We start from the raw sequence: 26,494 nt of genomic DNA on the forward strand, positions 1-26,494 counted from the left end.
GGGCACCGGTGGCGGCATACGACCCCCCGGTGGAGAAGCGCGAGCCGTAGTGCCGGAGCCCCGGGCACCGGTGGCGGCATACGACCCCCCGGTGGAGAAGCGCGAGCCGTAGTGCCGGAGCCCCGGGCACCGGTGGCGGCATACGACCCCCCGGTGGAGGAGGGCGAGCGGTGGGCCGTCCCTTCCGGGCGTCCGGTACGGCCGCGGCCCCGCTTCCCGGGGAGAGGGGGGAGGCGGGGCCGCAGGTCGGGGGTGGGGTCAGCTGTTGACGCCCGTGTTGCCGAAGGCACCGTTGAGCAGGCCGATGACGTTGGCGGTGTTGCCGACCACGTTCACGGGGACGTGCACGGGGACCTGGACCAGGTTCCCGGAGACCACGCCGGGCGAGTTCAGGGCCTCGCCCTCCGCGGACGCACCGCCGTGCGCCGAGGAGACACCGGCGCCGACGGCGACGAGCCCGCCCGCGATCATGGTGACGGCTGCGGCCTTCTTGTAGTTCTTCACTTCTCGTCCTCCAGTACGTCTGCCGCGACCAGCCGCCGCGGCACGCCATGGAGAACGCTCCCCCCGCCGGCCGGATACGCCATGTGGGCTACATACACCCGACCGTATGAATCTCGGTTAAGCCCATGACCTGCCCGGGGTGCACCCGCTCAGCGGGTGATCCCGTGCCTGACCGCCCACAACGCGGCCTGCGTGCGGTCGGAGAGGTCCAGCTTCATCAGGATGTTCGAGACGTGCGTCTTGACGGTCTTCTCGGACAGGACCAGGGCCCGGGCGATCTCGCGGTTGGAACGGCCGTCGGCGATCAGGCCCAGCACCTCGCGTTCGCGGTCGGTCAGGGAGCCCGGGCGGGCGGCCGGGGCACCCTGGTCGTCCTGGGCCGCGAGCAGGGCCTCGGCGACCTCCGGCTGGAGGAGGACGTGCCCGGCGTGGACGGAGCGGATGGCGCCCGCCAGGGCGTCGGGGTCGATGTCCTTGTAGAGGTATCCGGCGGCCCCGGCCCGCAGGGCGGGGACCACGGTCCGCTGTTCCGTGAAGCTGGTGACGATGAGGACCCGGGCGGGGTTGCCGAGGTCGCGCAGGCGGCGCAGGGCCTCGATCCCGTCGGTGCCCGGCATGGTGACGTCCATCAGGATGACGTCGGGCCGCAGCTCCTCGGCGCGGGCGGTGCCCTCCGCCCCGTCGGCGGCCTCGCCCACGACCTCGATGTCCTCCTGTACCTCCAGGAAGGTGCGCAGGCCGCGCCGGACCACCTGGTGGTCGTCGACGAGCAGGACGCGGATGCGGCCGGGGGTGTCAGCCACCGGGGACCTCCATCTCGATCGTGGTGCCCGCTCCGGGCTCGGAGCGGACCTCCAGCCGGCCGCCGGCGCCGGCCGCCCGGTCCCGCATGGAGACCAGTCCCAGGTGGCGCCCGGCCTTGCGGACGGTGGGAGGGGAGAAGCCCCGGCCCCAGTCCCGTACGCGCAGGACGGCCCCGCCGTCGGGGGCCCGGGAGAGGGTGACCTCGACGCGGTCCGCCCCGGAGTGGCGCAGGGCGTTGTGGAGGGCTTCCTGGGCGACGCGCAGCAGTGCCTCCTCCTGGGACGCGGGCAGGGCCCGTACGCCGTCGCAGGTGAACGTGACGCGGGCGGTGTGGGCGCGGTCCAGGACGCGGACGTGGTTGCGCAGGGTCGCGACGAGCCCGTCCTCGTCGAGGGCGGCCGGGCGCAGCTCGGTCACGGCGGCGCGCAGCTCGTCGGCGGCCTCGGCGGCGAGGGCGGCTACCTGCTGGAGCTCGCCCTTGGCGCGGGCCGGGTCGCGGTCGACGAGGGCGGCGGCGGCCTGGGCGGTCAGGCGCAGGGAGAACAGCTTCTGGCTGACGGCGTCGTGCAGCTCGTGGGCGAGGCGGGAGCGCTCCTCGGCGATGGTGAGCTCGCGGCTGCGCTCGTAGAGGCGGGCGTTGGTGAGGGCGATGGCGGCGTGCTGGGCGAGGAGGGAGAGGAGTTCCTCGTCCTCGTCGGTGAAGCCCGGCTCCCGGCCGGGCCCTCCGCCGGGGGTCTTCCTCTTGTTGGCGAGGAAGAGGGCGCCGAGGGTCTCCTCGCCGTCGCGGACGGGCAGGCCGAGGAAGTCGGACATGTCCGGGTGGGCGGCGGGCCAGCCCTCGAAGCGGGGGTCCAGGCGGACGTCGGCCAGGCGCTGGGGGGCGTCCTGGTGGAGCATCGCGGCGAGGATGCCGTGCTGGCGGGGCAGGGGGCCGATGCGGCGCCACTGCTCCTCGGTGATGCCGTCGACGACGAACTGGGCGAAGCCGCCGTGGTCGTCGGGGACGCCCAGGGCCGCGTACTCGGCGTCGAGCAGCTCGCGGGCCGAGACGACGATCGTGCGCAGGACGTCCTGGACCTCCAGCCGGCGGCTCATGGCGAGCAGGGCGGTGCTGACGGCCGCGAGCCCGGTGCAGGGTCCGTTGTGCATGGGGTTCACCGTACCGGCGGCACTGACCTGCGGGATCGGGCTCCGGTCGTAGGCCTTGGGGCCGGGTCGCGTACGGCCCGGGGAGGGGTCCGGGCGCGGTGTGTCTGCCCTGGGGAGGAGGCGGGGGCGCCGCCGGGTCCTCCTGGAGGCGGACACCGGTCACACACGGCATTGCTGCTGCAACTCTCGGTGAGACCGTCACAGGTTCGATGTGAGGCCCGGCATAGGACGCACATCACTTACGAAGCCGCGTAGTGGAGACCTAAAGGCCGCGTCAGTGCTGTGCGGACTGGCCTCCGGGCCGAAAGTCCCGAGACCGCGCCGGGCCCTGATCCACTACCGGGGATCGTACGTCACACCTTTGCCACAGGATTTTGCCGCCGCTAAGAATGGCTGCCGTCGCAAGGCGCCGAGGGATCCCGGATCCGCCCGGCGCCTTCCTGCGGCCCCCGCTATTCGAAGAGGTTGCCCCGCATGTCTGCTTCCAGCACTCCCGGTCACAGTCGTCTGACGAAGGCGTACAAGCTGTCGATCGCCGGTGTCGCCACCCTCGGTGCCGCCGCGCTCGCCTTCTCCGTGGTCCCGGCCGGCAACGGCGCCCAGGAGACGCAGCAGACGGTGGCCGTCGCCCCGGTGGCGTGGACCCAGTCGATCCAGCAGAACCTCGGCGCCCAGCACGCCGTAGCGGACCAGAAGGCCAAGGACGCGGCGAAGGCCCAGGCCGCGGCGCAGGCGAAGAAGGACCGCGAGGCCAAGGAGGCGGCCAGCCGCTCCGCCGCCCGTACCCCGGTCTTCGCGAACAACCTCGACGGCTGGATCAAGGAAGCCCTCTTCATCATGAAGCGCGAGGGCATTCCCGGCACCTACGCCGGCATCCACCGCAACATCATGCGCGAGTCCAGCGGCAACCCCCGCGCGATCAACCTGTGGGACATCAACGCGAAGAACGGCATCCCCTCGAAGGGCCTGCTCCAGGTCATCCAGCCGACCTTCAACACGTACCACGTCAAGGGCACCAAGTTCGACCTGTACGACCCGGTCGCGAACATCGTCGCCGCGTGCAACTACGCCGCCGACCGCTACGGCTCGATGGACAACGTGAACAGCGCCTACTAGGCCCTGCGCACCCCCGCACCCCCCATGCGCCTCAGGGCGGCCCCCGGACGTTCCGGGTGCCGCCCTGAGGCGTCTCGTCGTGCCGGGCCGCGCGGGTCCGCGGCCGCGTGCGGCGGCTACTTGCGCATGACCTCGGGCTCGTGGCGGCGCAGCAGGCGCGCCACGGCGAAGCCGCAGATCACGGCCTGCAGGACCAGGACGATGACGTCCACGAACCACTGGCCGGTGGTGTGGTCCCACAGCGGGTCGGTGTTGGTGGGGTTCTGCGGGTCCCACGGCGCCATGAGCCTGCCCAGGTCCAGGGTGGTGCCGGCGGCGCCGACGGCCCAGCGGGAGGGCATCAGCCAGGCGAACTGCTCCAGGCCGACCTTGTCGTAGAGCTGGAACAGGATGCCGGTGAAGACGACCTGGACGATCGCGAACATCACGAGCAGCGGCATGGTCTTCTCGGCGGTCTTCACCAGCGAGGAGATCACCAGGCCGAACATCATCGCGGTGATGCCGAGCGCGGTGACCGAGACGCAGAGCTCGACGGCCGGGTTCATGAACAGGCCCTCGGCCGGCAGCTTGCGCGGGGTGAAGGCGATGGCGCAGATGATCGCGCCCTGGATGACCGTGATCACACTGAGGACGATCACCTTCGACATGAGGTACGCCGACCGGGACAGGCCGGTCGCGCGCTCCCGCTCGTAGATGACGCGTTCCTTGATCAGCTCACGGACCGAGTTGGCCGCGCCCGAGAAGCACATGCCGACCGCGAGGATCAGGGTGATCGTGCCCGCGTCGCCGTTGAAGCGGGACGGCGGGGTCGGCGGGGCCAGGCCGAACTTCGCGGGGATGACCGTGGACACGATGCCCAGGACCGCGGGCAGCAGCACCATCAGGGCGAGGAAGCCCTTGTCGGAGGCGATCACCGAGACGTAGCGGCGGATCAGCGTCCACAGCTGCGAGCCCCAGGCCTGCGGCTTCGGCGGGATCATCTGCGCCTGCGGCATCGCGACCTGCTGCGGGGCGACCGCGTCGAGCTCGGCGGCGTACATCTGGTAGTGCCGCGAGCCCTTCCAGCGGCCGGCCCAGTCGTAGTCGCGGTAGTTCTCGAAGGCGGAGAACACGTCGGCCCAGGTGGTGTAGCCGAAGAAGTTCAGCGCCTCGTCCGGCGGGCCGAAGTAGGCGACGGACCCGCCCGGGGCCATGACCAGCAGCTTGTCGCAGAGGGCCAGCTCGGCGACGGAGTGGGTGACGACGAGGACCGTGCGGCCGCCGTCGGCGAGCCTGCGCAGCAGCTGCATGACGTCGCGGTCCATGCCCGGGTCGAGGCCGGAGGTCGGCTCGTCCAGGAAGATCAGCGACGGCTTGGTCAGCAGCTCCAGGGCCACGGACACGCGCTTGCGCTGGCCGCCCGAGAGCGAGGTGATCTTCTTGTCCTTGTGGATGTCGAGCTTGAGCTCGCGCAGGACCTCGTCGATGCGGGCGGCGCGCTCGGCCTCGGCGGTGTCGCCCGGGAAGCGGAGCTTGGCCGCGTACTTCAGGGCGGTCGAGACCTTCAGCTCCTTGTGCAGGATGTCGTCCTGCGGGACCAGGCCGATGCGCTGGCGGAGCTCCGCGAACTGCTTGTACAGGTTGCGGTTGTCGTAGAGGACCTCGCCCTGGTCGGCGGGCCGGTAGCCGGTCAGCGCCTTCAGGAGCGTGGACTTGCCGGAGCCGGAGGGGCCGATGACGCCGATCAGCGACTTCTCCGGGACGCCGAAGGTGACGTCCTTGAGGATCTGCTTGCCGCCGTCGACCGTGACCGTGAGGTGGCGGGCCGAGAAGGAGACGTCACCGGTGTCGACGAACTCCTCGAGGCGGTCGCCGACGATCCGGAAGGTCGAGTGGCCGACACCGACGATGTCGGTGGGGCCGAGCAGCGCGCTGCCGGACTTCTGCAGGGGCTGGCCGTTGACGTAGGTGCCGTTGTGGCTGCCGAGGTCGTGGATCTCGAAGCGGCCGTTGGTGGAGCGGAACTCCGCGTGGTGGCGCGAGACCTGGAGGTCGGAGACGACGAGCTCGTTCTCCAGGGCACGGCCGATGCGCATGACGCGGCCGACGGCGATCTGGTGGAACGTCGTCGGGCTGCGGTGGTCGCTGCTGTAGCCGGGTGCCGCGGACTGCTGCGGCACGCCGCCCTGCTGCTGCGGCACGAACGGCTGCTGCGGCTGGTGCTGCTGCGGCTGCGGGGCCTGGTGCTGCTGGTGCTGCTGCGGCTGGTGGTGCTGCGGCTGCTGCGGGTGGGCCTGCTGCTGGTCCCAGGCGGGCTGCTGCGGCTGCTGCTGGGCCGGCGGCTGGAACGCCGGGGCCTGGTTGTGCGCGGCCGGGGCCTGGTAGGCCGGCTGCTGCTGGGCCGCCATGCCGGCGCTCGGATTCAGCCGCGGGCCGTCCGTCGCGTTGCCCAGGTGGACCGGCGTACCGGGCACGAGCTCCGTCTGCTGGACCCGCGCGCCGTGCACGTAGGTGCCGTTGGTGCTGCCGTGGTCCTCGATGGCCCAAACCCGGCCGTTCCAGCTGATGGTGGCGTGCCGCCAGGACACGCGGGCGTCATCGATCACCACGTCTCCCTGGGGATCGCGCCCCAGCGAGTACGACCTGGACGGATCGAGCGTCCAGGTCCTTCCGTTCAATTCCAGTACGAGTTCCGGCACTCCAGCCCCACTTAAGGTCCCCCGAGAATCCCCCTGGCGTCCAGGGAGAACGACGTCAGGGAGTCTAGGGATGGCGAACATCCGGGGGAACTATTTCAGGCCTGCGGCCACATGTGGAATCCGGGCCTTCCACAGGCCTCCGCGCATGCCCGTTGACGGGGTCGAAAGGCACCCGGAGAGTGCGATACAGGACTTCTCGCCGCACTCGGCCCGGTGACGGGTGTCGCCGCACGCACCGCACGTGCCGCACGCGCCGCCGGCCCCGGCGGGGCGCCGTATCCGGACGCGCCCGCGGACGCGGGGCGGCGGGAGGACGAGCGGGGCGTTCAAAAGGTGGGACGGAGAGCCGGGGCGGGGGGCCGGGCAGATACGGTGAGAACACCATGAGCGCTTCGCAGACCTCCGACGTCCCCACCCTCCTCGTCAAGATCTTCGGCAAGGACCGTCCCGGGATCACCGCCGGGCTAATGGACACCCTCGCCGCCTACTCCGTCGACGTCGTCGACATCGAGCAGGTCGTCACCCGTGGCCGCATCGTCCTGTGCGTCCTCGTCACCAAGCCCGCCGCCGGCTCCGAGGGCGAGCTGCGGGCCACCGTCCACAGCTGGGCCGAGTCGCTGAAGCTGTCGGCCGAGATCATCTCCGGTACCGGTGACAACCGCCCGCGCGGTGTCGGCCGGTCCCACGTCACCGTGCTCGGGAACCCGCTGACCGCGGAGTCCACGGCCACCATCGCCGCCCGGATCACCGCGACCGGCGGCAACATCGACCGTATCTTCCGGCTCGCCAAGTACCCGGTGACGGCGGTCGAGTTCGCCGTCTCGGGCGCCGAGACGGAGCCGCTGCGCACCGCCCTGGCGACCACCGCCGCCCAGATCGGCGTCGACGTGGCCGTGGTCTCGGCGGGGCTGCACCGCCGGGCGCAGCGGCTGGTGGTCATGGACGTGGACTCGACCCTGATCCAGGACGAGGTCATCGAGCTGTTCGCCGCGCACGCCGGCTGCGAGGCCGAGGTCGCCGAGGTGACCGAGCGGGCCATGCGCGGGGAGCTGGACTTCGAGCAGTCCCTGCACGCCCGGGTGGCGCTGCTGGCGGGGCTGGACGAGTCCGTCGTGGAGAAGGTCCGCGCCGAGGTGCGGCTGACCCCCGGCGCCCGGACCCTGGTACGGACTCTGAAGACCCTCGGCTACCAGGTCGGCGTGGTCTCGGGCGGGTTCACCCAGGTCACCGACGACCTGCGCGAGCAGCTGGGACTGGACTTCGCGCAGGCCAACACCCTGGAGATCGTCGACGGGAAGCTGACCGGCAAGGTCACCGGGGAGATCGTGGACCGGGCCGGCAAGGCCCGGCTGCTGCGCCGCTTCGCCTCGGAGGCCGGGGTGCCGCTGGCCCAGACGGTGGCGATCGGTGACGGCGCCAACGACCTGGACATGCTGAACGCGGCCGGTCTGGGCGTGGCCTTCAACGCGAAGCCGGTGGTCCGCGAGGCGGCCCACACCGCCGTGAACGTGCCGTTCCTGGACGCCGTGCTCTATCTGCTCGGCATCACCCGTGAGGAAGTGGAAGCGGCCGACCTGGCCTGAGCGGCCCCCCGTCCCCCCGCGCCCGGCCGGATCCCTCCGGCCGGGCGTTCGTCATGTCCGGCGGTCGCCGGCCGCGAGGGCCGTCCGCGCGAGGCGGAGTCGAGGCGGCGTTGATCCGGACTTGCTCCGTGTGTACTGCACTTGGGTCCCAAGCGCCGAACGCTCCACCGGTCCGCGACAGCGGTGGCCCGATCGGCTCCTTTGTTCAAGGGGACGTTGATGACTCGAAGTGTGCTCATCACCGGAGGCTCGGGCGGCATCGGCCGGGCCTGCGTGGAGAGATTCGCGCGGGAGGAGGACTGGACGGTCTGGTTCACCTACCGCAACGGCCGGGCGCGGGCCGAGGAACTGGTGCAGGAGCTGGCCCTCACCGGGCGCGCCAAGGTGGAGGCCTTCCCCTTCGCCCAGGGCGAGTGGGAGGACCACGAGCTGCTGCTCGACCGGCTGCCGGGCCCGGTGGACGTGCTGGTGAACAACGCCGCGGTGGGTTCGAGGACGATCGAGCACTACACCGGGGGCCCCGGGCACGCGAAGGCGTCGGCCTTCTTCCAGATCAACGCGGTGGGTCCGCTGTGGCTCATCGAGCAGCTGCTGCCCGGGATGCTGGAGCGGGGCTTCGGGAAGATCGTCAACGTGTCCAGCGTCGGCGGGGGGATCTTCCAGTTCCCCGGCTTCCACCCGGCCGACGGGATGAGCAAGGCGGCCCTGACCTATCTGACCCGCCACCTCGCCGCCGATCTGGCGCACTCGCCGGTGGACGTGTTCGCCCTCTGCCCGGGCGCCGTCGACACCGCCATGTTCCGGGCGAGCACCCTGGACGCGCTGTCGGCCGCGGAGCGGGCCGCCCTCTCCGCGCGGCTGCCCAAGGGCCGCATGATCACCTCCGAGGAGATCGCGGAGCAGGTGCGCTGGCTGGCGGGCGAGCACTCCACGCCGCTGCACGGCGCCGTCATCGACGCCTCGATGGGCCTCGGCGTGCACCCCGGCCTGCTCACCGGCACCGGCACCGGCGTGGACAGCGGGAGGGCGGCCTGATGGGATCCCGCCCCCTCTCCCGGCAGGCCGCCCGGCTCCTCTCCGACACCCCGGCCATCGCCGAGGCCCACTTCCGGGCGGAGGCCGAGCCGTACGACGGCCTCACCCGCCCCGACGGCTACCTGAACCTGGGCACCGCCGAGAACCGGCTGCTGTGGGACCTGCTCGAAGGCCGGCTGACCGAGCTCCCCGCGATGGACGAGTCCGTGGCCCGCTACGCCCCGCTGCACGGCACCGCCCTGCTGCGCGAGCGCGTCGCCGGCCTGCTCTCGGCGACCGTGGGCACGCCACTGGACCCCGAGGACCTGGTGGTGATCAGCGGCGCCACCGGGGCGCTGGACGCGATCGCCTCCGCCCTGTGCGACCCGGGCGAGGCCATCGTGGTGCCCGCCCCCTACTACGGGGCCTTCGACACCGATCTGGGCGGCCGCTCCGGCGCCCGGATCCTGCCCGCGCCGCTCGACCCCGCCGACGGGTTCCGGCTGACCGCCGCCGCGGTGGACCGGGCGCTGCGCGGGGCCCGGGAGCAGGGGATCACCGTGCGCGCCGTGGCGCTGTCCTCCCCCTCCAACCCGATCGGGGAGGTGCACGGGCCCGAGGTGCTGGCCGGTCTGCTGCGGGTGGTCCGCGAGCACGACGTGGACCTGGTCTCGGACGAGATCTACGCCCACGCCGTGTTCGGCGGGCAGCCCTTCACCAGTGCCGCCGACCCGGCCGTCAACCCGGACTGGGCCGACCGCACCCACGTGGTGTGGGGCTTCGCGAAGGACTTCGGGCTGCCCGGCCTGAAGACCGGGGTCCTGCACACCCGGGACGCCGGGGTGCGGGCGGCCGCCCGGGCGCTGGCGTACTTCGCGCCGGTCTCCACCGCCACCCAGCACACCCTGGCGGAGCTGCTGGCCGACCCGGAGTGGGTCTCCTCCTTCCTCGCGGCGGGCCGGCTCCGGCTGGGCTCCTCGTACGGGCACCTCACCGGGCTGCTGGACGCGTACGGGATCCCGTACGCCCCCGCGGGCGCCGGCTTCTCCGTCTGGCTGGACCTCGGGCACTGGCTGCCCGGCACCGGCTTCGCCGCGGAGGAGCTGCTGTGGCGGGAGCTCTTCGGGAAGGCGAAGGTCAGCATCCTGCCGGGCGGTGCCTTCCGCTCGCCCGAGCCGGGCTGGTTCCGGCTGTGCCACACCGTCCCGGCCCCGCTGGTCGCCGAGGCGGTCCGGCGGATCGCCGCCCACCTGGGCCTGACGGCGCAGGCGGGCCCGCACGACACCCCCTCCCCCGCCCCACGGAACGGAAACCGCCCATGAGCACGGCACCGGGTCCCCTCGACCGCTGGTACGAGAGCGCCGGGGTGCGCGGCGGAGTACGGCGGGTGTTCCACGCCGAGGCGGAACAGGGCCGGGTCTTCTTCCCCGACGCCCTGGTGCCGCACCTGGCGCACCCGGAGGTGAAGGCGCTGGCCCCGGAGCGGGTCCGCGAGGTCTCGGTCAGGCACCTGTACCAGTTCCTGCACTCGACGACCCACTTGGAGACCCGGGTGGTCAACGGGGCGGCCGAGCCCGTCGCCAACGGCATCTCGGGGCTGCACTTCCCGACCGCGCTGCGGATGGACGCCTTCAAGGTGTACTGCGACGAGGGCTACCACGCCCTGTACAGCCTGGACCTCGCCGACCAGGTGGCCGCCGTCACCGGCATCGCCGTCCCCGAGGTGGACTACGGAGGCTTCGTCACGGCGCTCCAGGACACCGGGCGGCGGCTGCTGCCCGAGGACCCGGTGCTGGCCGGGCAGCTCCAGGCGGTGGTGTTCGAGACGCTGATCACGGCCGTCCTCAACGAGGTGCCGCAGGACCCGACCGTGGTGAGCACGGTGCGGGAGCTGATGCGCGACCACGCCAAGGACGAGGGCCGCCACCACCGGTTCTTCTCCGCGTTCTTCCTGGAGCTGTGGGCCCGGCTCGACGGGCGGCGCCGCGTGCTGGCGGCCCGCGCCCTGCCCGCGATGATCCGCGCCGCGCTGGACTGGGACCTGGAGCCGGTGCGGGTGTCGCTGCGCCTGGCCGGTCTGGACGAGGAGCGCGTCGGGGCCGTCCTCGCGGACAGCTACGGCGGCAGCGCGGGCGTGGACCGCATCCAGACGATCTCCCGTTCCACCCTGCGGCTGTGCGCCCAGGTCGACGCCTTCGACCTGCCCGGCGTCACGGACGCGTTCGCCGCCCACGGACTGCGCGCCCCGGAGGACTCCGATGCCTGAGACCGCGACCGTCACCTACTCGAACTACCTCCGCCTGCCGGAGCTGCTGGCGCTCCAGGTGCCGCTGGCCGACGGAGTGGACGACGAGCTGTTGTTCATCACGGTCCACCAGGTGCAGGAACTGTGGTTCGGGCAGCTGCTGCGCGACCTGGCGGACGCCCGCGACCGGATGCTGGAGGGCGATCCGCGGGCCGCCCGGGCCCGGCTGGGGCGCAGCGTGTCCGTGACCCGGGCGCTGATCGCCGCGCTCCATCCGCTGCGGGCGATGCCGCCGCGCGAGTTCCACGCCTTCCGGGGCGTGCTGGGCAGCAGCAGCGGTCAGCAGTCGGCGCAGTACGTGGAGGTCGCGGGGCTGTGCGGGGCCGACTGGGTGCGCGGGGAGTACGGGCGGCGGGCCATCGCGGGGCTGGCTCCCGAGGAGCGGGAGCGGCTGCACGCCCGGCTGGCGGAGCCCACCCTGTGGGAGGCGTTCGTGGCGCTGCTGGCCAAGGCCGGGTTCGCGGTCGGGACGCGCGAGGAGCGCTGGGAGGCGTACGCGCGGCTGGGGGCGGGGCCGCTGGACGGCGACCCGGCGGAGTTCGCCGAGCTGGCCGAGCTGGCGGAGGCGCTGGTCGACCACGACGAGGTGTGGACGGAGTGGCGGGCCTGCCACGCGCTGCTGGTGGAGCGGCAGATAGGCGGGCGGCCGGGGACGGGCGGCAGCAGCGGGACGGCCCATCTGCGGGCGTCGGTGTACCGGCGGTTCTACCCGGAGCTGTGGGAGGCCCGGGACGCGGGCTTCGCGGAGCTGCCGGCCCGTTGCCCGATGGGCTGAGGACGTGCGCGGGCCCGGGGGGTGCGCCCCCCGGGCCGGGGCCGCGCCGCTCAGTGCTCCTTGGGGGTCCAGTAGTCCAGCAGGGTGCCCGCTCCGGGCTCGACGGACTTCCAGGGGCCGGTGAAGGAGACCACGGCCAGGGCTGCGGTCGGGAAGCCCGTGCGGTTCATCCGGGTCTGGGTGTCGCCCTCCGCGCGCCCGGAGAGGATCTCGGCCAGGGCGTGCATGCCGGGATTGTGGCCGATGACGAGGAGGTCGGCGACCTCGTCGGGGGTCTCGTTCAGCAGGGCGATGAGCTCGCCCGGGGAAGCGTCGTAGACCCGTTCCTCGTAGACGGTCCGGGGCCGGTACGGGAGTTCCTGGACGGCGAGCTTCCAGGTCTCCCGGGTGCGGACGGCGGTGGAGCAGAGGGCCAGGTCGAAGGTGATGCCGGTCTCGGCCAGCTTCCGGCCGGCCGCCGGTGCGTCCCTGCGGCCGCGGTCCGCCAGCGGGCGGTCGTGGTCGGCCACCTGGGGCCAGTCGGCCTTGGCGTGCCGGAGGAGGGCGATCCTGCGGGGTGTGTCGGCGCTCATGGGCCCAGCTTCGCACGAAACGGGCCACGGGGCGCAGGGTGTTGAGGGGGCCGTCCCCCGCTCGGGAGGGCGTGCTCCGGCGCGCGCGGATCGTCCGACGGCGCGCGCCGCGCGGGTCAGACGACGGCGCGGAGCAGCTGCTGGGTGACCTGGACCAGTCCGGAGGGCTGGCCGGTCGCCGCCTGGGCCTGGCCGGAGCCGGCGAGCAGCAGCAGGAGCAGGCCGAAGGCGAGGGCGGGCAGGGCCAGGGTCCACCAGTGCAGCCGGGCGCTGGTGTGGACGTACGCGCCGTGGCGGCGGCGGGACCGGGCGGGGAGGGACGGGGTGTGCGTGGTGGCCGGCATGGCCGCCTCCGGGTTCTTCGGCTGGGGACTGTCTCGCTGCTTCGAATCTATGGATCCGGTGCGGCGGTTCCCATCCGGGGCACACCCCAGCCGACCCTGATCCCGACCCCCTAGGGGATGGTGGGGTCAACCCCACCACCGGGGGCGGGCCGGGCCGGCGGGCGGTGCGTCAGGGGGAGGCGAGGGTGGCGATGACGGCCACGATCACGGTCACGAGGGCCATGGCTCCCAGCACGAGGCCGAGCTTCTTGTGGCTGTCCTGGGGGTTGGGTTCGAGTACGGGCGACATGGCGCTCAGTCTCGCATGCCGCATTCGTCCTCGATCGTGCGGTCCCGGCCGGCGAGGACGCCGAGGGCGATCTGCGGGACGAGGAGGCCGGCCATGAGGGCGAGGGGCAGGTCCCAGCCGCCGCTGTGCTGGTAGAGGGTGCCGATGACCAGCGGGCCGGGGATGGAGATCAGGTAGCCGGTGCTCTGGGCGAAGGCGGAGAGCCTGACGACGCCGGCCGGGGACTTGGCGCGCAGTCCGATCATCGTGATCACGAGGGGGAAGGCGCAGTTGGAGACGCCGAGCAGGAGGGCCCAGGCCCAGGCCCCGCCGGCGGGGGCGAGGTAGAGGCCGAGGTAGCCGGCGAGGCCGAAGAGGCCGAGGACGGCGGCGATGGGGCCCTGGTGGCGCATCCGTGCGGCGAGGCCGGGGATGACGAAGGCCAGGGGAACGCCCATGACCATGGTGACGGCGAGGAGCACGCCCGCCGTGGAGGCGGAGACCCCGGCGTCGCGGAAGATCTGCGGGAGCCAGCCCATGGTGACGTAGGCGCCGGTGGCCTGGAGGCCGAAGTAGCAGGCGAGCACCCAGGCGGTGCGGCTGCGCACGACCGAGGGGCCTGCGTCCTCGCGCGCCGCCGCGGCGGGCGCGGCTGCCTTCTCGCGGCGGCCGGCGGCGGCGACGGGCAGCCAGGGCAGTACGGCGGCGACGGCGAGGGCGGCCCAGACCAGCAGGCCGGTGCGCCAGCTGCCGCCGAGGGCGGAGGTCAGCGGGACGGTGGCGGCGGCCGCGAGGGAGGTGCCGGCGGCCAGGGCCATGGAGTAGAGGCCGGTCATGGTGCCGACGCGGTCCGGGAACCAGCGCTTGACGATGACCGGGAGCAGCACGTTGGTCAGGGCTATGCCGGCCAGGGACAGGGCGCTGGCCGCGAGGAAGGCGGCGGCGCTGTCCGCGAAGGGGCGGATCACCAGACCCGCGGCGACGGCGGCCATGCCGGCGCAGACCACGGCGGCCGGGCCGAAACGCCGGGAGAGCCGCGGCGCGGTGACGCCGAAGACGGCGAAGCAGAGCGCGGGGACCGAGGTGATCAGTCCGGCGACGGCGCCGCTCATGTGGAGGCCGGTGCGGGCCTCCTCGAAGAGGGCGCCGAGGCTGGTGATGGCGGGCCGCAGGTTGAGGGCGGCCAGCACGATGCCGACGACGAGCACGGGGCCGAGCCACCTCGGGTCGGCGGCGGCCGGGGCGGTGGCGGGGCGGCCCTGGGAGCCGCTCGGGGCCGCCGGGCGGCTCAGGGTCTGGAGGTCTTCGTCGCGCATCCCGCCATCATAGAATCATGGGATGATTGGTTGTCCAGTGTGCTGTCACACTTGAGCCCGTTCCGCCTCCCGTCCGGCAGTCCTCGAAAGGCCCCGACCGCATGCCGCTGACCTCGCCCCGGCGTTCCGCGCTCGTCGACCAGGTGATCGCCCAGCTCAGGAACCAGATCACCTCCGGCGAGTGGCCGGTCGGGAGCCGGATCCCCACCGAGCCCGAGCTGGTGGAGCTGCTGGGCGTCGCCCGCAACACCGTGCGGGAGGCCGTCCGGGCCCTGGCGCACAACGGGCTCCTGGACATCCGCCAGGGGTCGGGTACGTACGTGCTCGCCACGAGCGAGCTGGCCGGGGTGATGCACCGGCGCTTCGCGGGGGCCGACCCCCGGCACGTCGCGGAGCTGCGCTCGACGCTGGAGTCCTCGGCGGCCCGGCTGGCGGCGGAGCGGCGCACGGAGCGGGACCTCGTCCAGCTGGAATCACTCCTGGCGCGGCGCGAGGAGGCCTGGGCGAGCGGGGACGCGGAGCTGTTCGTGAGCACGGACGTCGCGCTGCACATGGCCGTGGTGACGGCCTCCCACAACGAGGTGCTGATCGGCCTCTACGCGGACCTGGGCGACCTGGTGGCGGAGTGGCTGCGCGCGGACGTGGGCACCGAGCTGCACCCGGCCGACCACCTGGACCACGCCCGCCTGATCGCGGCGATCCGGCGGGGGGACGGGGACACGGCGGCCTCGGAGGCGGCGGGCTACCCGTTCGCCTGCCGCGGCAAGAGCACCCGCCAGGCCTGATCCGAAAGACACGGCCCAGCCGCTCCTCAGGGGCGCTGGTGGCTGACCCAGGCCGTGCGGACCTCTTTCCAGCAGCGGCCGGTCAGCCGGGTGCGGCCGGCCGGGTCCAGGGGCACGAGCGCGCTGTCCCCGTCGATGTCCCACCAGCGCTCGCACTCCACGTGGAGCCGGAGCAGGTCGGTCTCGGGGTAGCCGTTGTGGCAGTACGCGATCACCTGTGAGCCGTCGATCTCGGTGTCGCAGTCGGAGCCGTAGAGCTCGCGCGCGGCGGGCTGCTCGGGCCGTACGGGTGGTTCGGCGGGGATCTCGGCGAGGTCCACGGCGGCCGGGGCCGCCGCCTCGGGCCCGGGGGCGGGCCCCGGTCCGCCGGGCTGCGCGAGGGCTCCCGGGATCAGGAGTCCGGTCAGGGCCACCGAGGTGACCAGCAGCGATACCGCTCGGCTCGGCCTCGCGCGCACTCCCGCACCTCCTCCCCGAACCCGCCGGGAAGATCCCGGCCAGGTCAGTTTGCAGGTATGCGTCCCGGTTTTCGACTTGGAAAGATCCGGTCGGACGGCGAACGTCCGATCGAGGACGCCCGCCCGGCCCGTGCCGCGGAACGGCGCAAACGGCGGTGGCCGCGCCTCCCTCCGGGGAGGCGCGGCCACCGCCGTACGGACGCGGGGGTCCGGCCCGGAAGGTCAGGCGCCCATCGCGTGCAGGCCGCCGTCCACGTGGACGATCTCGCCCGTGGTCTTCGGGAACCAGTCCGACAGCAGGGCCACGACGCCCTTGCCCGCCGGCTCCGGGTCGCTCATGTCCCACGCCAGCATGGAGCGCTGGTTCCAGGTGTCCGCCAGCTCACCGAAGCCCGGGATGGACTTGGCGGCCATCGAGCCGATCGGACCGGCCGAGACCAGGTTGCAGCGGATGTTCTCCTTGCCCAGGTCGCGGGCGAGGTAGCGGCTGGTGGCCTCCAGCGCGGCCTTGGCCGGGCCCATCCAGTCGTACTGCGGCCAGGCGAACTGCGCGTCGAAGGTGAGGCCGACGACGGCCGCGCCCTCCGCCGGGAACAGCGGCTTGCAGGCCATGGTCAGCGACTTCAGCGAGAACGCCGAGACGTGCATCGCGGTGGCGACCGACTCGAACGGGGTGTTCAGGAAGTTGCCGCCGAGCGCGTCCTGCGGGGCGAAGCCGATGGAGTGGACGACGCCGTCGAGGCCGCCGAGCTCCTCGCGGACGAGGCCCTCCAGGCGGGCCAGGTGCTCGTCGTTGGTGACGTCGAGCTCGATCACCTTGACCGGCTTGGGCAGCTTCTTGGCGATGCGCTCGGTCAGCGACGGGCGCGGCCAGGCGCTGAGGATGACCTCGGCGCCCTGCTCCTGGGCCAGCTTGGCGGCGTGGAAGGCGATGGAGGACTCCATCAGCACGCCGGTGATGAGGATCCGCTTGCCCTCGAGAATTCCGCTCATGGTGATCAGTGACCCATGCCCAATCCGCCGTCAACGGGAATGACGGCTCCGGTGATGTACGCGGCGTCGTCGGACGCCAGGAAGCTCACGGCGGCCGCGATCTCCTCGGGCTGCGCGTAGCGCGCCAGCGGCACCTGCGCCAGGATGCCCGCGCGCTGCTCGTCGCTGAGCACCTTCGTCATGTCGGTGTCCACGAAACCGGGGGCGACGACGTTGAAGGTGATGTTGCGGGAGCCGAGCTCGCGGGCGAGCGAGCGGGCGAAGCCCACCAGCGCCGCCTTCGAGGCGGCGTAGTTGGCCTGGCCGGCGCCGCCCAGCAGGCCGACGACCGAGGAGATCAGGACCACGCGGCCCTTCTTGGCCCGCAGCATGCCACGGTTGGCCCGCTTCACGACACGGAAGGTGCCCGTGAGGTTGGTGTCGACGACGGAGGCGAAGTCCTCCTCGGACATCCGCATCAGCAGCGTGTCCTTGGTGATGCCGGCGTTCGCCACCAGCACCTCGACGTTGCCGTGCTTGGCCTCGATCTCCTTGTAGGCCTGCTCCACCTGCTCGGAGTCGGTGATGTCGCAGCGCACGGCCAGCACGCCCAGGTCGGCGAGCTCCTGCGGCGGCTCTCCCGAGCGGTACGTGATAGCGACCTTGTCGCCGGCCTGGGCGAAGGCGCGGGCGATGGCGAGGCCGATGCCCCGGTTTCCTCCGGTGACGAGAACCGAGCGGCTCAACGGACCACCCTTTCGCTTAGCTGTCTGAGTAGCAAAAACCTATAGGCCCCGTACGACATCCGGAGAATCGGGCTCCGACAGGGCCTTGCGGCACGCTCTGTCGAATACCTACAGAAACCTGTGGTCACCTGAGACCCGATCGCGACATGATCGAGCAGACCGTCCCCGACCCCGGGAGGACCTCCGTGGCCCATTCCATCGACGCGGCCTTCACCGCTCTGCCCTTGCGGGCGCTCGCCGACGCGGCGCTCGCGCGGGCGCGCGCGCTCGGCGCCGACCATGCCGACTTCCGCCTGGAGCGGATCCGCAGCGCCTCCTGGCGGCTGCGGGACGCCAAACCCTCCGGCGGCTCCGACACCACCGACCTCGGCTACGCGGTGCGGGTGGTGCACGGCGGCAGCTGGGGCTTCGCGTCCGGCGTGGACCTGACCATGGACGGCGCGGCCAAGGTGGCCTCGCAGGCCGTGGCCATGGCGAAGCTGTCGGCCCAGGTCATCAAGGCCGCGGGATCCGACGAGCGGGTGGAGCTCGCCGACGAGCCGGTGCACGCCGACAAGACCTGGATCTCCGCCTACGACGTGGACCCCTTCCAGGTGCCGGACGCCGAGAAGTCGGCCCTGCTCGCCGAATGGAGCTCCCGGCTGCTGGCCGCCGAGGGCGTGGCGCACGTGGACGCCTCGCTGCTCGCCGTCCACGAGAACAAGTTCTACGCCGACACCGCGGGCACCACGACCACCCAGCAGCGGGTGCGCATCCACCCCCAGCTGACCGCGGTCGCCGTCAACGCCGCCACCGGCGAGTTCGACTCCATGCGCACCATCGCCCCGCCCGCCGGGCGCGGCTGGGAGTACCTGACCGGCACCGGCTGGGACTGGAACACCGAGCTGGAGCAGATCCCCGGCCTGCTGGCCGAGAAGATGCGCGCCCCCAGCGTCGAGGCGGGCCGCTACGACCTGGTCGTGGACCCGTCCAACCTGTGGCTCACCATCCACGAGTCCATCGGCCACGCCACCGAGCTCGACCGGGCGCTGGGCTACGAGGCGGCGTACGCGGGCACCTCGTTCGCCACCTTCGACCGGCTGGGCTCGCTCAAGTACGGCTCCTCGATCATGAACGTGACCGGCGACCGCACCGCCGAGCACGGCCTGGCCACCATCGGCTACGACGACGAGGGCGTCGAGGCCCAGAGCTGGGACCTGGTCAGGGACGGGGTGCTGGCCGGCTACCAGACCGACCGGCGGATCGCGAAGCTGACCGGCCTCGGCCGCTCCAACGGCTGCGCCTTCGCCGACTCCCCCGGGCACGTCCCGGTCCAGCGGATGGCGAACGTCTCGCTCCGGCCGGATCCGGGCGGGCTGTCCACCGAGGACCTGATCGGCGGGGTGGAGCGCGGGATCTACGTGGTCGGCGACCGCTCCTGGTCGATCGACATGCAGCGCTACAACTTCCAGTTCACCGGGCAGCGCTTCTTCCGGATCGAGAACGGCCGGCTGGCCGGGCAACTGCGCGACGTGGCCTACCAGGCCACCACCACCGACTTCTGGGGCTCGATGGAGAAGGTCGGCGGTCCGCAGACCTACGTCCTGGGCGGCGCCTTCAACTGCGGCAAGGCCCAGCCGGGCCAGGTCGCGGCGGTCTCGCACGGCTGCCCGTCGGCCCTCTTCCGCGACGTGAACATCCTGAACACCACGCAGGAGGCCGGCCGATGAGCCGTACGAAGCCCCACGAGATCGTCGAGCGGGCCCTGGAGCTGTCCACCGCCGACGGCTGTGTCGTCATCGCCGACGAGGAGTCCAGCGCCAACCTCCGCTGGGCCGGGAACGCGCTGACCACCAACGGCGTCACCCGGGGCCGGACCCTCACCGTCATCGCCACCGTCGACGGCGGGCAGGGAACGGCCTCGGGGGTCGTCTCCCGCTCCGCCGTCACCGCAGCCGACCTGGAGCCGCTCGTACGGGCCGCCGAGGCGGCCGCGCGGGCCGCGGGTCCCGCCGAGGACGCCCAGCCGCTGGTGACCGGGACCCCGGCCTCGCCGGACTTCGCGGACGCCCCGGACGAGACCTCCTCGGCGGTCTTCGCGGACTTCGCCCCGGCCCTCGGCGAGGCCTTCGCCCGGGCCCGGGCGGGCGGCCGGGAGCTCTACGGCTTCGCCCACCACGAGCTGGTCTCCACGTACGTCGGCACCTCGACGGGCCTGCGGCTGCGCCACGACCAGCCGAACGGCACGCTGGAGCTCAACGCCAAGTCGCCGGACCGGCTGCGCTCCGCCTGGGCCGGCCGCGCCACCCGCGACTTCAAGGACGTGGACCCGACCGTCCTGGACGCGGAGCTCGCCGTCCGCCTCGGCTGGGCCGAGCGCAAGGTCGAGCTGCCGGCCGGACGGTACGAGACCCTGCTGCCGCCGACGGCCGTGGCCGACCTGCTGATCTACCAGATGTGGTCGGCGGCGGCCCGGGACGCGGCGGAGGGCCGGACGGTCTTCTCCAAGCCCGGCGGCGGCACCCGGATCGGCGAGCGGCTCTCGCAGCTGCCCCTGACCCTGCGCAGCGACCCGAACGCACCGGGCCTGGAGTCGGCGCCGTTCGTGATCGCGCACAGCTCGGGCGACGACGCCTCGGTCTTCGACAACGGCCTGCCGGTCCCGGCGACCGAGTGGATCAGCGGCGGCGAGCTGGCCCGGCTGACCACGACCCGGCACAGCGCCGGACTGACCGGGCTGCCGCTCTCCCCGGCCTTCGGGAACCTGATCCTGGAGGGCGGCGGGGAGAAGTCCCTGGAGGAGATGGTGGCGGGCACCGAGCGGGGCCTGCTGCTGACCTGCCTCTGGTACATCCGCGAGGTCGACCCGGCGACGCTGCTGCTGACGGGCCTGACCCGGGACGGGGTCTACCTGGTGGAGAACGGGCAGGTCACGGGCGAGGTGAACAACTTCCGGTTCAACGAGTCCCCGGTGGACCTGCTGTCGCGGGCCTCCGAGGCGGGACGCACCGAGAAGACCCTGCCGCGCGAGTGGGGCGACTGGTTCACACGGGCCGCGATGCCCGCCGTCCGCATCCCGGACTTCAACATGAGTTCGGTCAGCAAGGGCGTCTGACGCACCTAGACTGAGCACGGCATTTCCACCATTCGCAAGGAGTCGAGAGACCGTGACGGACATCGTCGACGAACTGAAGTGGCGCGGGCTGTTCGCCCAGTCCACCGATGAAGAAGCGCTGCGCAAGGCCTTCGCGGACGGTCCTGTCACGTTCTATTGCGGCTTCGACCCGACGGCCGCCTCGCTGCACGTGGGGCACCTGGTCCAGGTGCTGACCGTGCGCCGGCTCCAGCAGGCGGGCCACCGCCCGCTGGCGCTGGTCGGCGGGGCGACCGGGCAGATCGGCGACCCGCGCCCGACGGCCGAGCGGACGCTGAACGACCCGGAGACCGTCGCGAACTGGGTGACGCGCCTGCGCACCCAGATCGAGCCGTTCCTGTCCTTCGAGGGCGAGAACGCCGCGGTCATGGTGAACAACCTGGACTGGACCGCGGGCATGTCCGCGATCGAGTTCCTGCGGGACATCGGCAAGCACTTCCGCGTCAACAAGATGCTGACGAAGGACTCGGTCGCCAAGCGCCTGGAGTCCGACCAGGGCATCAGCTACACCGAGTTCAGCTACCAGCTGCTCCAGGGCATGGACTTCCTGGAGCTGTACCGCCGCTACGGCTGCGTCCTCCAGCAGGGCGGCTCGGACCAGTGGGGCAACCTGACGGCCGGCCTCGACCTGATCCACCGCCTGGAGCCGCAGGCCCAGGTGCACGCGCTGGCCACCCCGCTGATGGTCAAGGCGGACGGCACCAAGTTCGGCAAGTCCGAGAGCGGGGCCGTCTGGCTCGACCCGGAGATGACCACCCCGTACGCGTTCTACCAGTTCTGGCTGAACGTGGACGACCGGGACATCTCCACCTACATGCGGATCCTTTCCTTCAGGTCCCGTGAGGAGCTGGAGGAGCTGGAGGCGCAGACCGCCGAGCGCCCGCAGGCGCGGGCCGCCCAGCGGGCGCTCGCGGAGGAGCTGACCACGCTGGTGCACGGCGCGGACCAGTGCGCCGCCGTGATCGCCGCCTCGAAGGCGCTCTTCGGCCAGGGCGAGCTGGCGGACCTGGACGCGGCCACGCTGGCCGCGGCCCTGTCCGAGCTGCCGCACGCGAAGGTGGCGGAGCTCGGCCTCGTGGTGGACCTGTTCGCGGAGACCGGCCTGGTCGCCAGCAAGTCCGCCGCGCGCCGGACCGTGAAGGAGGGCGGCGCCTACGTGAACAACGTGAAGGTCACCGCCGAGGACGCGGTCCCGGCCGAGTCGGACCTGCTGCACGGGCGCTGGCTCGTGCTGCGCCGCGGCAAGAAGAACCTGGCGGCGGTCGAGGTGACCGGCGCCTGACGGGCACCGCGGCGAGGGGCCGGTCCGGACGTCGTGTCCGGGCCGGCCCCTTCGTCGTGGGCCGCACCGTGTGGCGCGCGCCGCGGCTACACCGTGTGGCGCTTGCCGCCGCGCAGCGACAGGTAGACCATCTCCCCCAGCGCCACGATGGCGACGGCCCCGGCGATCTGGAGCAGGTGCCGGGTCCAGTCGATGCCGCGGGTGTCGTGGACACCGATCCACGTCGCCACGGCGTTGCCGAGGACGCCGCCGATGATGCCGAAGACCGTGGTCAGCCAGAGCGGCTGGTGCTGCTTGCCCGGCAGGACGGCCCGGGCTATGAGGCCCAGCACGAATCCGACGATGATCGCCCACAACCAAGACATGTCGAGCCCTCCTCGCGGCGCGGTGTACGCGTGTGGGGCCAGTGTCGGCCCGCAGGGCGGAGCGCGCATGTCGGGCGGTGCGCTCCGGGCGGCACCCCCTTCTCCCCGCCGGGTCGGGGGCGGCGTACCGTGGGGGCATGCAGCGGACGAAGCGGAACGGGGCCGAGGTCTTCCGGATCACCGGGGCCCGTATGGGACTCGCCGAGGACGTACGGGGGCGCCAGCGCCGGTACGTGATCTCGATGGGGATCAGGACCCTGTCGGTGGTCGCCACGGTGGTCCTGTGGAACGTGGAGCGCCATGTGGCCCTCGTGACGCTGGCGGCGGGCCTCCTGCTCCCCTACATCGCGGTGGTCATCGCGAATGCCGGGCGCGAGTCGACGCCCTCGCTGCCGTCGCACTTCGTACCCGCCCCTGTGCGCCCCGCACTGGAGGCGGAGAACCTCAGGAAAACCTCAGATCAATCATGAAGTTCCGGTGCACCCCACCCGGTCCTGCGTGACATACTGCCTACGCGCTCCGCATCCCCCGTCGGAGCGACGGACCGACGCCGGGCAGCTCCCCCCGTGGCTGCCCGGCGTCGCCCTTCCGTCGGACGCGTCCGGGCGGTGACTAGGGTTGAGTCGTGACTCCCCTTGAATCCCCCAGCGGTGAAACCGAAACCCCCACCTGTTCCGCCAAGGGCTGCCGTGACGCGGCGGTCTGGGTCCTCGCCTGGAACAACCCGAAGCTGCACGCGCCGGAGCGGCGCAAGACGTGGCTGGCGTGCGAGGAGCACCGCGAGCACCTGTCCCGGTTCCTGGACGTCCGCGGGTTCCTCAAGGACGTCGTGAAGCTGGACGAGTGGGTGCAGCCGGAGGGCTCGGAGCGCTGAACGCCGACGGCCCTCCCGGGAGCGGGAGGGCCGTCGGCGGCGTGAGGGGGCGGTCAGCCGCCGATCGCCGACATCGGGCGGTCGGGCTGGAGGAACGACGGGTCGTCGAGGCCGGAGCCGGCCTTCTTGCCCCACATCGCCACCTTCCAGAGGCGGGCGATCTCCTCGTCCGGGGCGCCCGAGCGCAGCGCGGAGCGCAGGTCGGACTCCTCGGTGGCGAACAGGCACGTGCGGACCTGCCCGTCGGCGGTGAGCCGGGTGCGGTCGCAGGCGCCGCAGAAGGGGCGGGTGACCGAGGCGATGACCCCGACGGTGGCCGGGCCGCCGTCGACCAGCCAGCGCTCGGCGGGGGCGGAGCCGCGCTCGTCGGCGCCCTCCTCGGTGAGGGTGAAGCGGGTGCGCAGGGACTGGAGGATGTCCCCGGCGGTGATCATGCCGTCGCGCTTCCAGCCGTGCTGGGCGTCGAGCGGCATCTGCTCGATGAAGCGGAGCTCGTAGGCGTTCTCCACGGCCCAGGCGAGCAGGTCGGGGGCTTCGTCGTCGTTGAGGCCGGGCATCAGGACGGCGTTGACCTTGACCGGGGTCAGGCCCGCCTCGCGGGCGGCGGCCATGCCCTCGATGACGTCATGGTGGCGGTCGCGGCGGGTGAGGGTCTTGAACACCTCGGGGCGCAGGGTGTCGAGGGAAACGTTCACCCTGTCCAGGCCGGCGGCCTTGAGGGCCTGCGCGGTGCGCTTGAGGCCGATGCCGTTGGTGGTCAGCGACATCTTGGGGCGGGGCTCCAGGGCGGCGCACCGCTCGACGATCCCGACCAGGCCGGGCCGCAGCAGGGGCTCGCCGCCGGTGAAGCGGACCTCGGTGATGCCCAGGTGCGTGACGGCGATGCGGATCAGCCGGACGATCTCGTCGTCGCCGAGCAGATCGGACTTCCCCAGCCACTGCAGGCCCTCTTCGGGCATGCAGTAGGTACAGCGCAGGTTGCACCGGTCGGTGAGTGAGACGCGCAGGTCAGTGGCCACGCGGCCGTACGTGTCGAGAAGCACTGTGGGCCCCCTCCCCTGTCCGGATCTAGAGGTTCTGTGGAATCGAGCCTACGCGACCTGTGTGTCCCCGAGGGGTGCCCGAATGAACGAGACGTAACACGGCCGCGTCGTACGGAAGTACGACGCGGCCACGTACGGTGTTCGGACGATCTCAGTGCGCCCCTGTTCCGGTGAGGGAGCGCACCTCCAGCTCGGCGAACTTCCCGGGGTCCGCCTCCTCCTTGGACAGGACGGTTCCCAGCCACCCGAGGAGGAAGCCGAGCGGGATGGAGATGATGCCCGGGTTCTCCAGCGGGAACCAGTAGAAGTCGGCGTCCTTGAACATCGAGGTGGGCTTGCCGGAGACGACCGGGGAGAAGAGCACCAGGCCGACCGCCGAGACGAGGCCTCCGTAGATGGACCACAGCGCGCCCCGTGTGGTGAAGCGCTTCCAGAAGAGGCTGTAGAGGATCGTCGGGAGGTTGGCGGAGGCGGCGACCGCGAAGGCGAGGGCGACCAGGCCGGCGACGTTCATGTCGCGGGCCAGGGCCCCGAGGAAGATCGCGACGGCGCCGATGACCACGGTGGAGAGGCGGGCGGCGCGCACCTCCTCCTTCTCGGTGGCCTGTCCCCGGCGGATGACGTTGACGTAGATGTCGTGCGCGAAGGACGAGGAGGAGGCCAGGGTCAGGCCCGCGACCACGGCGAGGATGGTGGCGAAGGCCACCGCGGAGATCACCGCGAGGAGGACCGCGCCGCCGGTGGAGTCGGGTCCGCCGCCGACGGCCTGGGCGAGCAGCGGGGCGGCGGTGTTGCCGGCCTTGTTGGACTTGATGATGGCGTCGCGGTCGAGCAGGGCGGCGGCGCCGAACCCGAGGGCGATGGTCATCAGGTAGAAGGCGCCGATGATGCCGATGGCCCAGTTCACGGACTTGCGGGCGGCCTTGGCGGTGGGCACCGTGTAGAAGCGGATCAGGATGTGCGGCAGGCCGGCGGTGCCCAGGACCAGGGCGAGGCCGAGGGAGAGGAAGTCCAGCTTGGTGAGCGGGTCCTTGCCGTACTTGAGTCCGGGCTCCAGGAACTTCGTCCCCTGGCCGCTGTGCTCGGCGGCCTGGCCGAGCAGGGCGGAGACGTTGAAGTCGAACTTCAGCAGCACCAGGAAGGTGATCAGCATGGCGCCCGCGATCAGCAGGACGGCCTTGACCATCTGGACCCAGGTGGTGCCCTTCATGCCGCCGATGGTCACGTAGACGATCATCAGGACGCCGACCAGGGCGACCACGGCGATCTTGCCTCCGTCGGCGGTGATGCCCAGGAGCAGGGAGACGAGCACGCCGGCGCCGGCCATCTGGGCCAGCAGGTAGAAGATCGAGACCACGATGGTGGAGGTGCCGGCGGCGGTGCGGACGGGCCGCTGGCGCATCCGGTAGGCGAGCACGTCGCCCATCGTGTAGCGGCCGGAGTTGCGCAGCGGCTCGGCGACCAGCAGCAGGGCCACGAGCCAGGCGACGAGGAAGCCGATGGAGTAGAGGAAGCCGTCGTAGCCGAAGAGGGCGATGGCTCCGGCGATGCCGAGGAAGGACGCGGCGGACATGTAGTCGCCGGAGATGGCGAGGCCGTTCTGGAAGCCGGTGAACTGGCGGCCGCCCGCGTAGAAGTCGGCGGCGTCCTTGGTCTGGCGGCCGGCCCAGACGGTGATGACGAGGGTGGCGACGACGAACAGCCCGAACAGGGTGATGATCAGCGGGCGGTGCTCGGTGGCGCCGGCGGCGGTCGTCAGGTGCGGGACGGCGTTCATGCTCCGCCCTCCAGCCGGTCCTTGATGGCCCGCGCCTTGGGGTCGAGGCGGGCGGCGGCGTGCCGCGAGTACAGCCAGGCGATCAGGAAGGTCGTCGCGAACTGGGCGAGTCCGAGCAGGAGGGCGACGTTGACGTTGCCGAAGAGCTTGGTCCCCATGAAGCCGCCCGCGTAGTTGGACAGCAGGACGTAGAGCAGGTACCAGGCGATGAAGGCCACGGTGAGCGGGAAGGCGAAGGAGCGGTAGGAGCTGCGCAGTTCGGCGAATTCGGGGCTCTGCTGGACGCGCGCGAACTCTTCGGCCGACACCTGTGCCGGGGCGGGTCCCGCGCCGCCCGGCGGCGGCGCTGCTTGCGTGGTCACGGGGGGTTCTCCTTGTGACGCGGGTGCGGTGGGGACGGTCAAAACAACCTCCGTGTGGGGGGCGGTGGTGCTGAGCCCCCGGTCAACGGCACGGCCGCCGTGCCGGGACGGTTCAACACCCGCCGTTTCTGCGGCGGTTCTGCTTTTCAAACGGCTGATTCGTCGAACTGATGGCGCAAAGGGGAACGTCGACGCTAGGTTCGCGTGTCATGAACGCGTCCGGCGCGACCGCGTGCGGGCTGCTCATTCACGGATGATGTGGAGAACCC

Annotated in this window: 27 protein-coding genes; 12 read left to right on the forward strand and 15 right to left on the reverse strand. The window is 72.2% G+C overall.

The window, feature by feature from the left end; translation table 11 throughout:
• Positions 1-258: 258 nt before the first annotated feature.
• The 3 genes from AB0469_RS11845 to AB0469_RS11855 form a co-directional block, all read right to left on the reverse strand.
• On the reverse strand, positions 259-504 hold the full coding sequence (locus AB0469_RS11845; protein WP_042817771.1) for a chaplin: 246 nt from the start codon (positions 502-504) through the stop codon (positions 259-261).
• 149 nt (positions 505-653) lie between these two features.
• The gene (locus tag AB0469_RS11850; RefSeq protein WP_366451187.1) at positions 654-1,307 is read right to left on the reverse strand and encodes a response regulator transcription factor; all 654 of its coding nucleotides are present in this window, start codon (positions 1,305-1,307) and stop codon (positions 654-656) included.
• Positions 1,300-2,457: a GAF domain-containing sensor histidine kinase gene (locus AB0469_RS11855; RefSeq protein ID WP_366451188.1), complete on the reverse strand. Its 1,158-nt coding sequence runs from the start codon at positions 2,455-2,457 to the stop codon at positions 1,300-1,302. The genes AB0469_RS11850 and AB0469_RS11855 overlap by 8 nt, the downstream gene beginning before the upstream one ends.
• 474 nt (positions 2,458-2,931) lie before the next feature.
• On the opposite strand from AB0469_RS11855, the gene AB0469_RS11860 reads away from it, so the two are divergent.
• Entirely contained in the window at positions 2,932-3,573 is a 642-nt protein-coding gene (locus AB0469_RS11860; protein ID WP_366451189.1) for a transglycosylase SLT domain-containing protein, read from the forward strand.
• Positions 3,574-3,689: 116 nt separating this feature from the next.
• Here AB0469_RS11860 and AB0469_RS11865 read toward each other — a convergent pair whose 3' ends face one another.
• Positions 3,690-6,251, reverse strand: coding sequence for an FHA domain-containing protein (locus AB0469_RS11865; RefSeq protein WP_366451190.1), 2,562 nt, complete (start codon positions 6,249-6,251; stop codon positions 3,690-3,692).
• A gap of 383 nt (positions 6,252-6,634) precedes the next feature.
• Between AB0469_RS11865 and serB the strand changes: the two genes are divergently transcribed.
• From serB to AB0469_RS11890, 5 genes are all read left to right on the forward strand, one after another.
• Positions 6,635-7,834: a phosphoserine phosphatase SerB gene (gene serB / locus AB0469_RS11870; RefSeq protein ID WP_366451191.1), complete on the forward strand. Its 1,200-nt coding sequence runs from the start codon at positions 6,635-6,637 to the stop codon at positions 7,832-7,834.
• A gap of 219 nt (positions 7,835-8,053) precedes the next feature.
• The gene (locus AB0469_RS11875) at positions 8,054-8,869 is read left to right on the forward strand and encodes an SDR family oxidoreductase (protein ID WP_366451192.1); all 816 of its coding nucleotides are present in this window, start codon (positions 8,054-8,056) and stop codon (positions 8,867-8,869) included.
• The gene (locus AB0469_RS11880) at positions 8,869-10,170 is read left to right on the forward strand and encodes an aminotransferase class I/II-fold pyridoxal phosphate-dependent enzyme (protein ID WP_366451193.1); all 1,302 of its coding nucleotides are present in this window, start codon (positions 8,869-8,871) and stop codon (positions 10,168-10,170) included. The genes AB0469_RS11875 and AB0469_RS11880 overlap by 1 nt, the downstream gene beginning before the upstream one ends.
• Positions 10,167-11,114, forward strand: coding sequence for a diiron oxygenase (locus tag AB0469_RS11885; RefSeq protein ID WP_366451194.1), 948 nt, complete (start codon positions 10,167-10,169; stop codon positions 11,112-11,114). Before AB0469_RS11880 ends, AB0469_RS11885 begins: the two co-directional genes overlap by 4 nt.
• The gene (locus AB0469_RS11890) at positions 11,107-11,928 is read left to right on the forward strand and encodes a tryptophan 2,3-dioxygenase family protein (protein WP_366451195.1); all 822 of its coding nucleotides are present in this window, start codon (positions 11,107-11,109) and stop codon (positions 11,926-11,928) included. The genes AB0469_RS11885 and AB0469_RS11890 overlap by 8 nt, the downstream gene beginning before the upstream one ends.
• A gap of 50 nt (positions 11,929-11,978) precedes the next feature.
• On the opposite strand, the gene AB0469_RS11895 is transcribed toward AB0469_RS11890, so the two are convergent.
• The 4 genes from AB0469_RS11895 to AB0469_RS11910 form a co-directional block, all read right to left on the reverse strand.
• Positions 11,979-12,500 carry a histidine phosphatase family protein gene (locus tag AB0469_RS11895; RefSeq protein WP_366451196.1) on the reverse strand — a complete coding sequence of 174 codons (522 nt, stop codon included), beginning with the start codon at positions 12,498-12,500 and terminating at the stop codon, positions 11,979-11,981.
• Between the two features lie 116 nt (positions 12,501-12,616).
• Complete coding sequence (locus tag AB0469_RS11900) at positions 12,617-12,844, reverse strand: hypothetical protein (RefSeq protein WP_366451197.1); 228 nt, start codon at positions 12,842-12,844, stop codon at positions 12,617-12,619.
• Between the two features lie 169 nt (positions 12,845-13,013).
• The gene (locus AB0469_RS11905; RefSeq protein ID WP_344154728.1) at positions 13,014-13,133 is read right to left on the reverse strand and encodes an SGM_5486 family transporter-associated protein; all 120 of its coding nucleotides are present in this window, start codon (positions 13,131-13,133) and stop codon (positions 13,014-13,016) included.
• A gap of 5 nt (positions 13,134-13,138) precedes the next feature.
• On the reverse strand, positions 13,139-14,428 hold the full coding sequence (locus AB0469_RS11910; RefSeq protein WP_366451198.1) for an MFS transporter: 1,290 nt from the start codon (positions 14,426-14,428) through the stop codon (positions 13,139-13,141).
• A 101-nt stretch (positions 14,429-14,529) separates the two neighbouring features.
• Between AB0469_RS11910 and AB0469_RS11915 the strand changes: the two genes are divergently transcribed.
• Positions 14,530-15,213: a FadR/GntR family transcriptional regulator gene (locus AB0469_RS11915; RefSeq protein ID WP_366451199.1), complete on the forward strand. Its 684-nt coding sequence runs from the start codon at positions 14,530-14,532 to the stop codon at positions 15,211-15,213.
• Between the two features lie 26 nt (positions 15,214-15,239).
• Here AB0469_RS11915 and AB0469_RS11920 read toward each other — a convergent pair whose 3' ends face one another.
• The 3 genes from AB0469_RS11920 to fabG form a co-directional block, all read right to left on the reverse strand.
• Positions 15,240-15,533, reverse strand: coding sequence for a hypothetical protein (locus AB0469_RS11920; protein WP_366451411.1), 294 nt, complete (start codon positions 15,531-15,533; stop codon positions 15,240-15,242).
• 360 nt (positions 15,534-15,893) lie between these two features.
• Complete coding sequence (fabI, locus tag AB0469_RS11925; RefSeq protein WP_366451200.1) at positions 15,894-16,664, reverse strand: enoyl-ACP reductase FabI; 771 nt, start codon at positions 16,662-16,664, stop codon at positions 15,894-15,896.
• Positions 16,665-16,669: 5 nt separating this feature from the next.
• Positions 16,670-17,389, reverse strand: a complete 720-nt coding sequence (gene fabG / locus AB0469_RS11930) for a 3-oxoacyl-[acyl-carrier-protein] reductase (protein WP_366451201.1) — start codon at positions 17,387-17,389, stop codon at positions 16,670-16,672.
• A gap of 185 nt (positions 17,390-17,574) precedes the next feature.
• Between fabG and AB0469_RS11935 the strand changes: the two genes are divergently transcribed.
• The 3 genes from AB0469_RS11935 to tyrS are packed head-to-tail and all read left to right on the forward strand — an operon-like array spanning position 17,575 to position 21,804.
• Positions 17,575-19,098, forward strand: a complete 1,524-nt coding sequence (locus tag AB0469_RS11935; RefSeq protein ID WP_366451412.1) for a TldD/PmbA family protein — start codon at positions 17,575-17,577, stop codon at positions 19,096-19,098.
• On the forward strand, positions 19,095-20,483 hold the full coding sequence (locus tag AB0469_RS11940; RefSeq protein WP_366451202.1) for a metallopeptidase TldD-related protein: 1,389 nt from the start codon (positions 19,095-19,097) through the stop codon (positions 20,481-20,483). Before AB0469_RS11935 ends, AB0469_RS11940 begins: the two co-directional genes overlap by 4 nt.
• A gap of 52 nt (positions 20,484-20,535) precedes the next feature.
• Positions 20,536-21,804 (forward strand): tyrosine--tRNA ligase, encoded by a 1,269-nt coding sequence (tyrS, locus tag AB0469_RS11945; RefSeq protein ID WP_366451203.1) that lies wholly within the window; start codon positions 20,536-20,538, stop codon positions 21,802-21,804.
• 86 nt (positions 21,805-21,890) lie between these two features.
• On the opposite strand, the gene AB0469_RS11950 is transcribed toward tyrS, so the two are convergent.
• Positions 21,891-22,169: a GlsB/YeaQ/YmgE family stress response membrane protein gene (locus tag AB0469_RS11950; protein ID WP_366451204.1), complete on the reverse strand. Its 279-nt coding sequence runs from the start codon at positions 22,167-22,169 to the stop codon at positions 21,891-21,893.
• A 137-nt stretch (positions 22,170-22,306) separates the two neighbouring features.
• On the opposite strand from AB0469_RS11950, the gene AB0469_RS11955 reads away from it, so the two are divergent.
• Both AB0469_RS11955 and AB0469_RS11960 read left to right on the forward strand, forming a co-directional pair.
• Positions 22,307-22,639: a DUF3099 domain-containing protein gene (locus AB0469_RS11955; RefSeq protein WP_366451205.1), complete on the forward strand. Its 333-nt coding sequence runs from the start codon at positions 22,307-22,309 to the stop codon at positions 22,637-22,639.
• 155 nt (positions 22,640-22,794) lie between these two features.
• Entirely contained in the window at positions 22,795-23,043 is a 249-nt protein-coding gene (locus tag AB0469_RS11960; protein WP_366451207.1) for a hypothetical protein, read from the forward strand.
• A gap of 53 nt (positions 23,044-23,096) precedes the next feature.
• Here the strand turns inward: AB0469_RS11960 and moaA are convergent, their stop codons facing one another.
• The 3 genes from moaA to AB0469_RS11975 all read right to left on the reverse strand — a co-directional run bounded on the left by moaA (position 23,097) and on the right by AB0469_RS11975 (position 26,225).
• Positions 23,097-24,086: a GTP 3',8-cyclase MoaA gene (gene moaA, locus AB0469_RS11965; RefSeq protein ID WP_366451208.1), complete on the reverse strand. Its 990-nt coding sequence runs from the start codon at positions 24,084-24,086 to the stop codon at positions 23,097-23,099.
• Between the two features lie 151 nt (positions 24,087-24,237).
• Positions 24,238-25,863 carry a cation acetate symporter gene (locus AB0469_RS11970; protein WP_366451209.1) on the reverse strand — a complete coding sequence of 542 codons (1,626 nt, stop codon included), beginning with the start codon at positions 25,861-25,863 and terminating at the stop codon, positions 24,238-24,240.
• A complete protein-coding gene (locus AB0469_RS11975) occupies positions 25,860-26,225 on the reverse strand; it encodes a DUF485 domain-containing protein (RefSeq protein WP_366451210.1) in 366 nt (121 codons plus the stop codon). The genes AB0469_RS11970 and AB0469_RS11975 overlap by 4 nt, the downstream gene beginning before the upstream one ends.
• Between the last annotated feature and the right edge of the window lie 269 nt (positions 26,226-26,494).

Origin of the sequence: Streptomyces sp. NPDC093801 (assembly GCF_040701585.1) — a bacterium.
Taxonomy (GTDB): Bacteria; Actinomycetota; Actinomycetes; order Streptomycetales; family Streptomycetaceae; genus Streptomyces.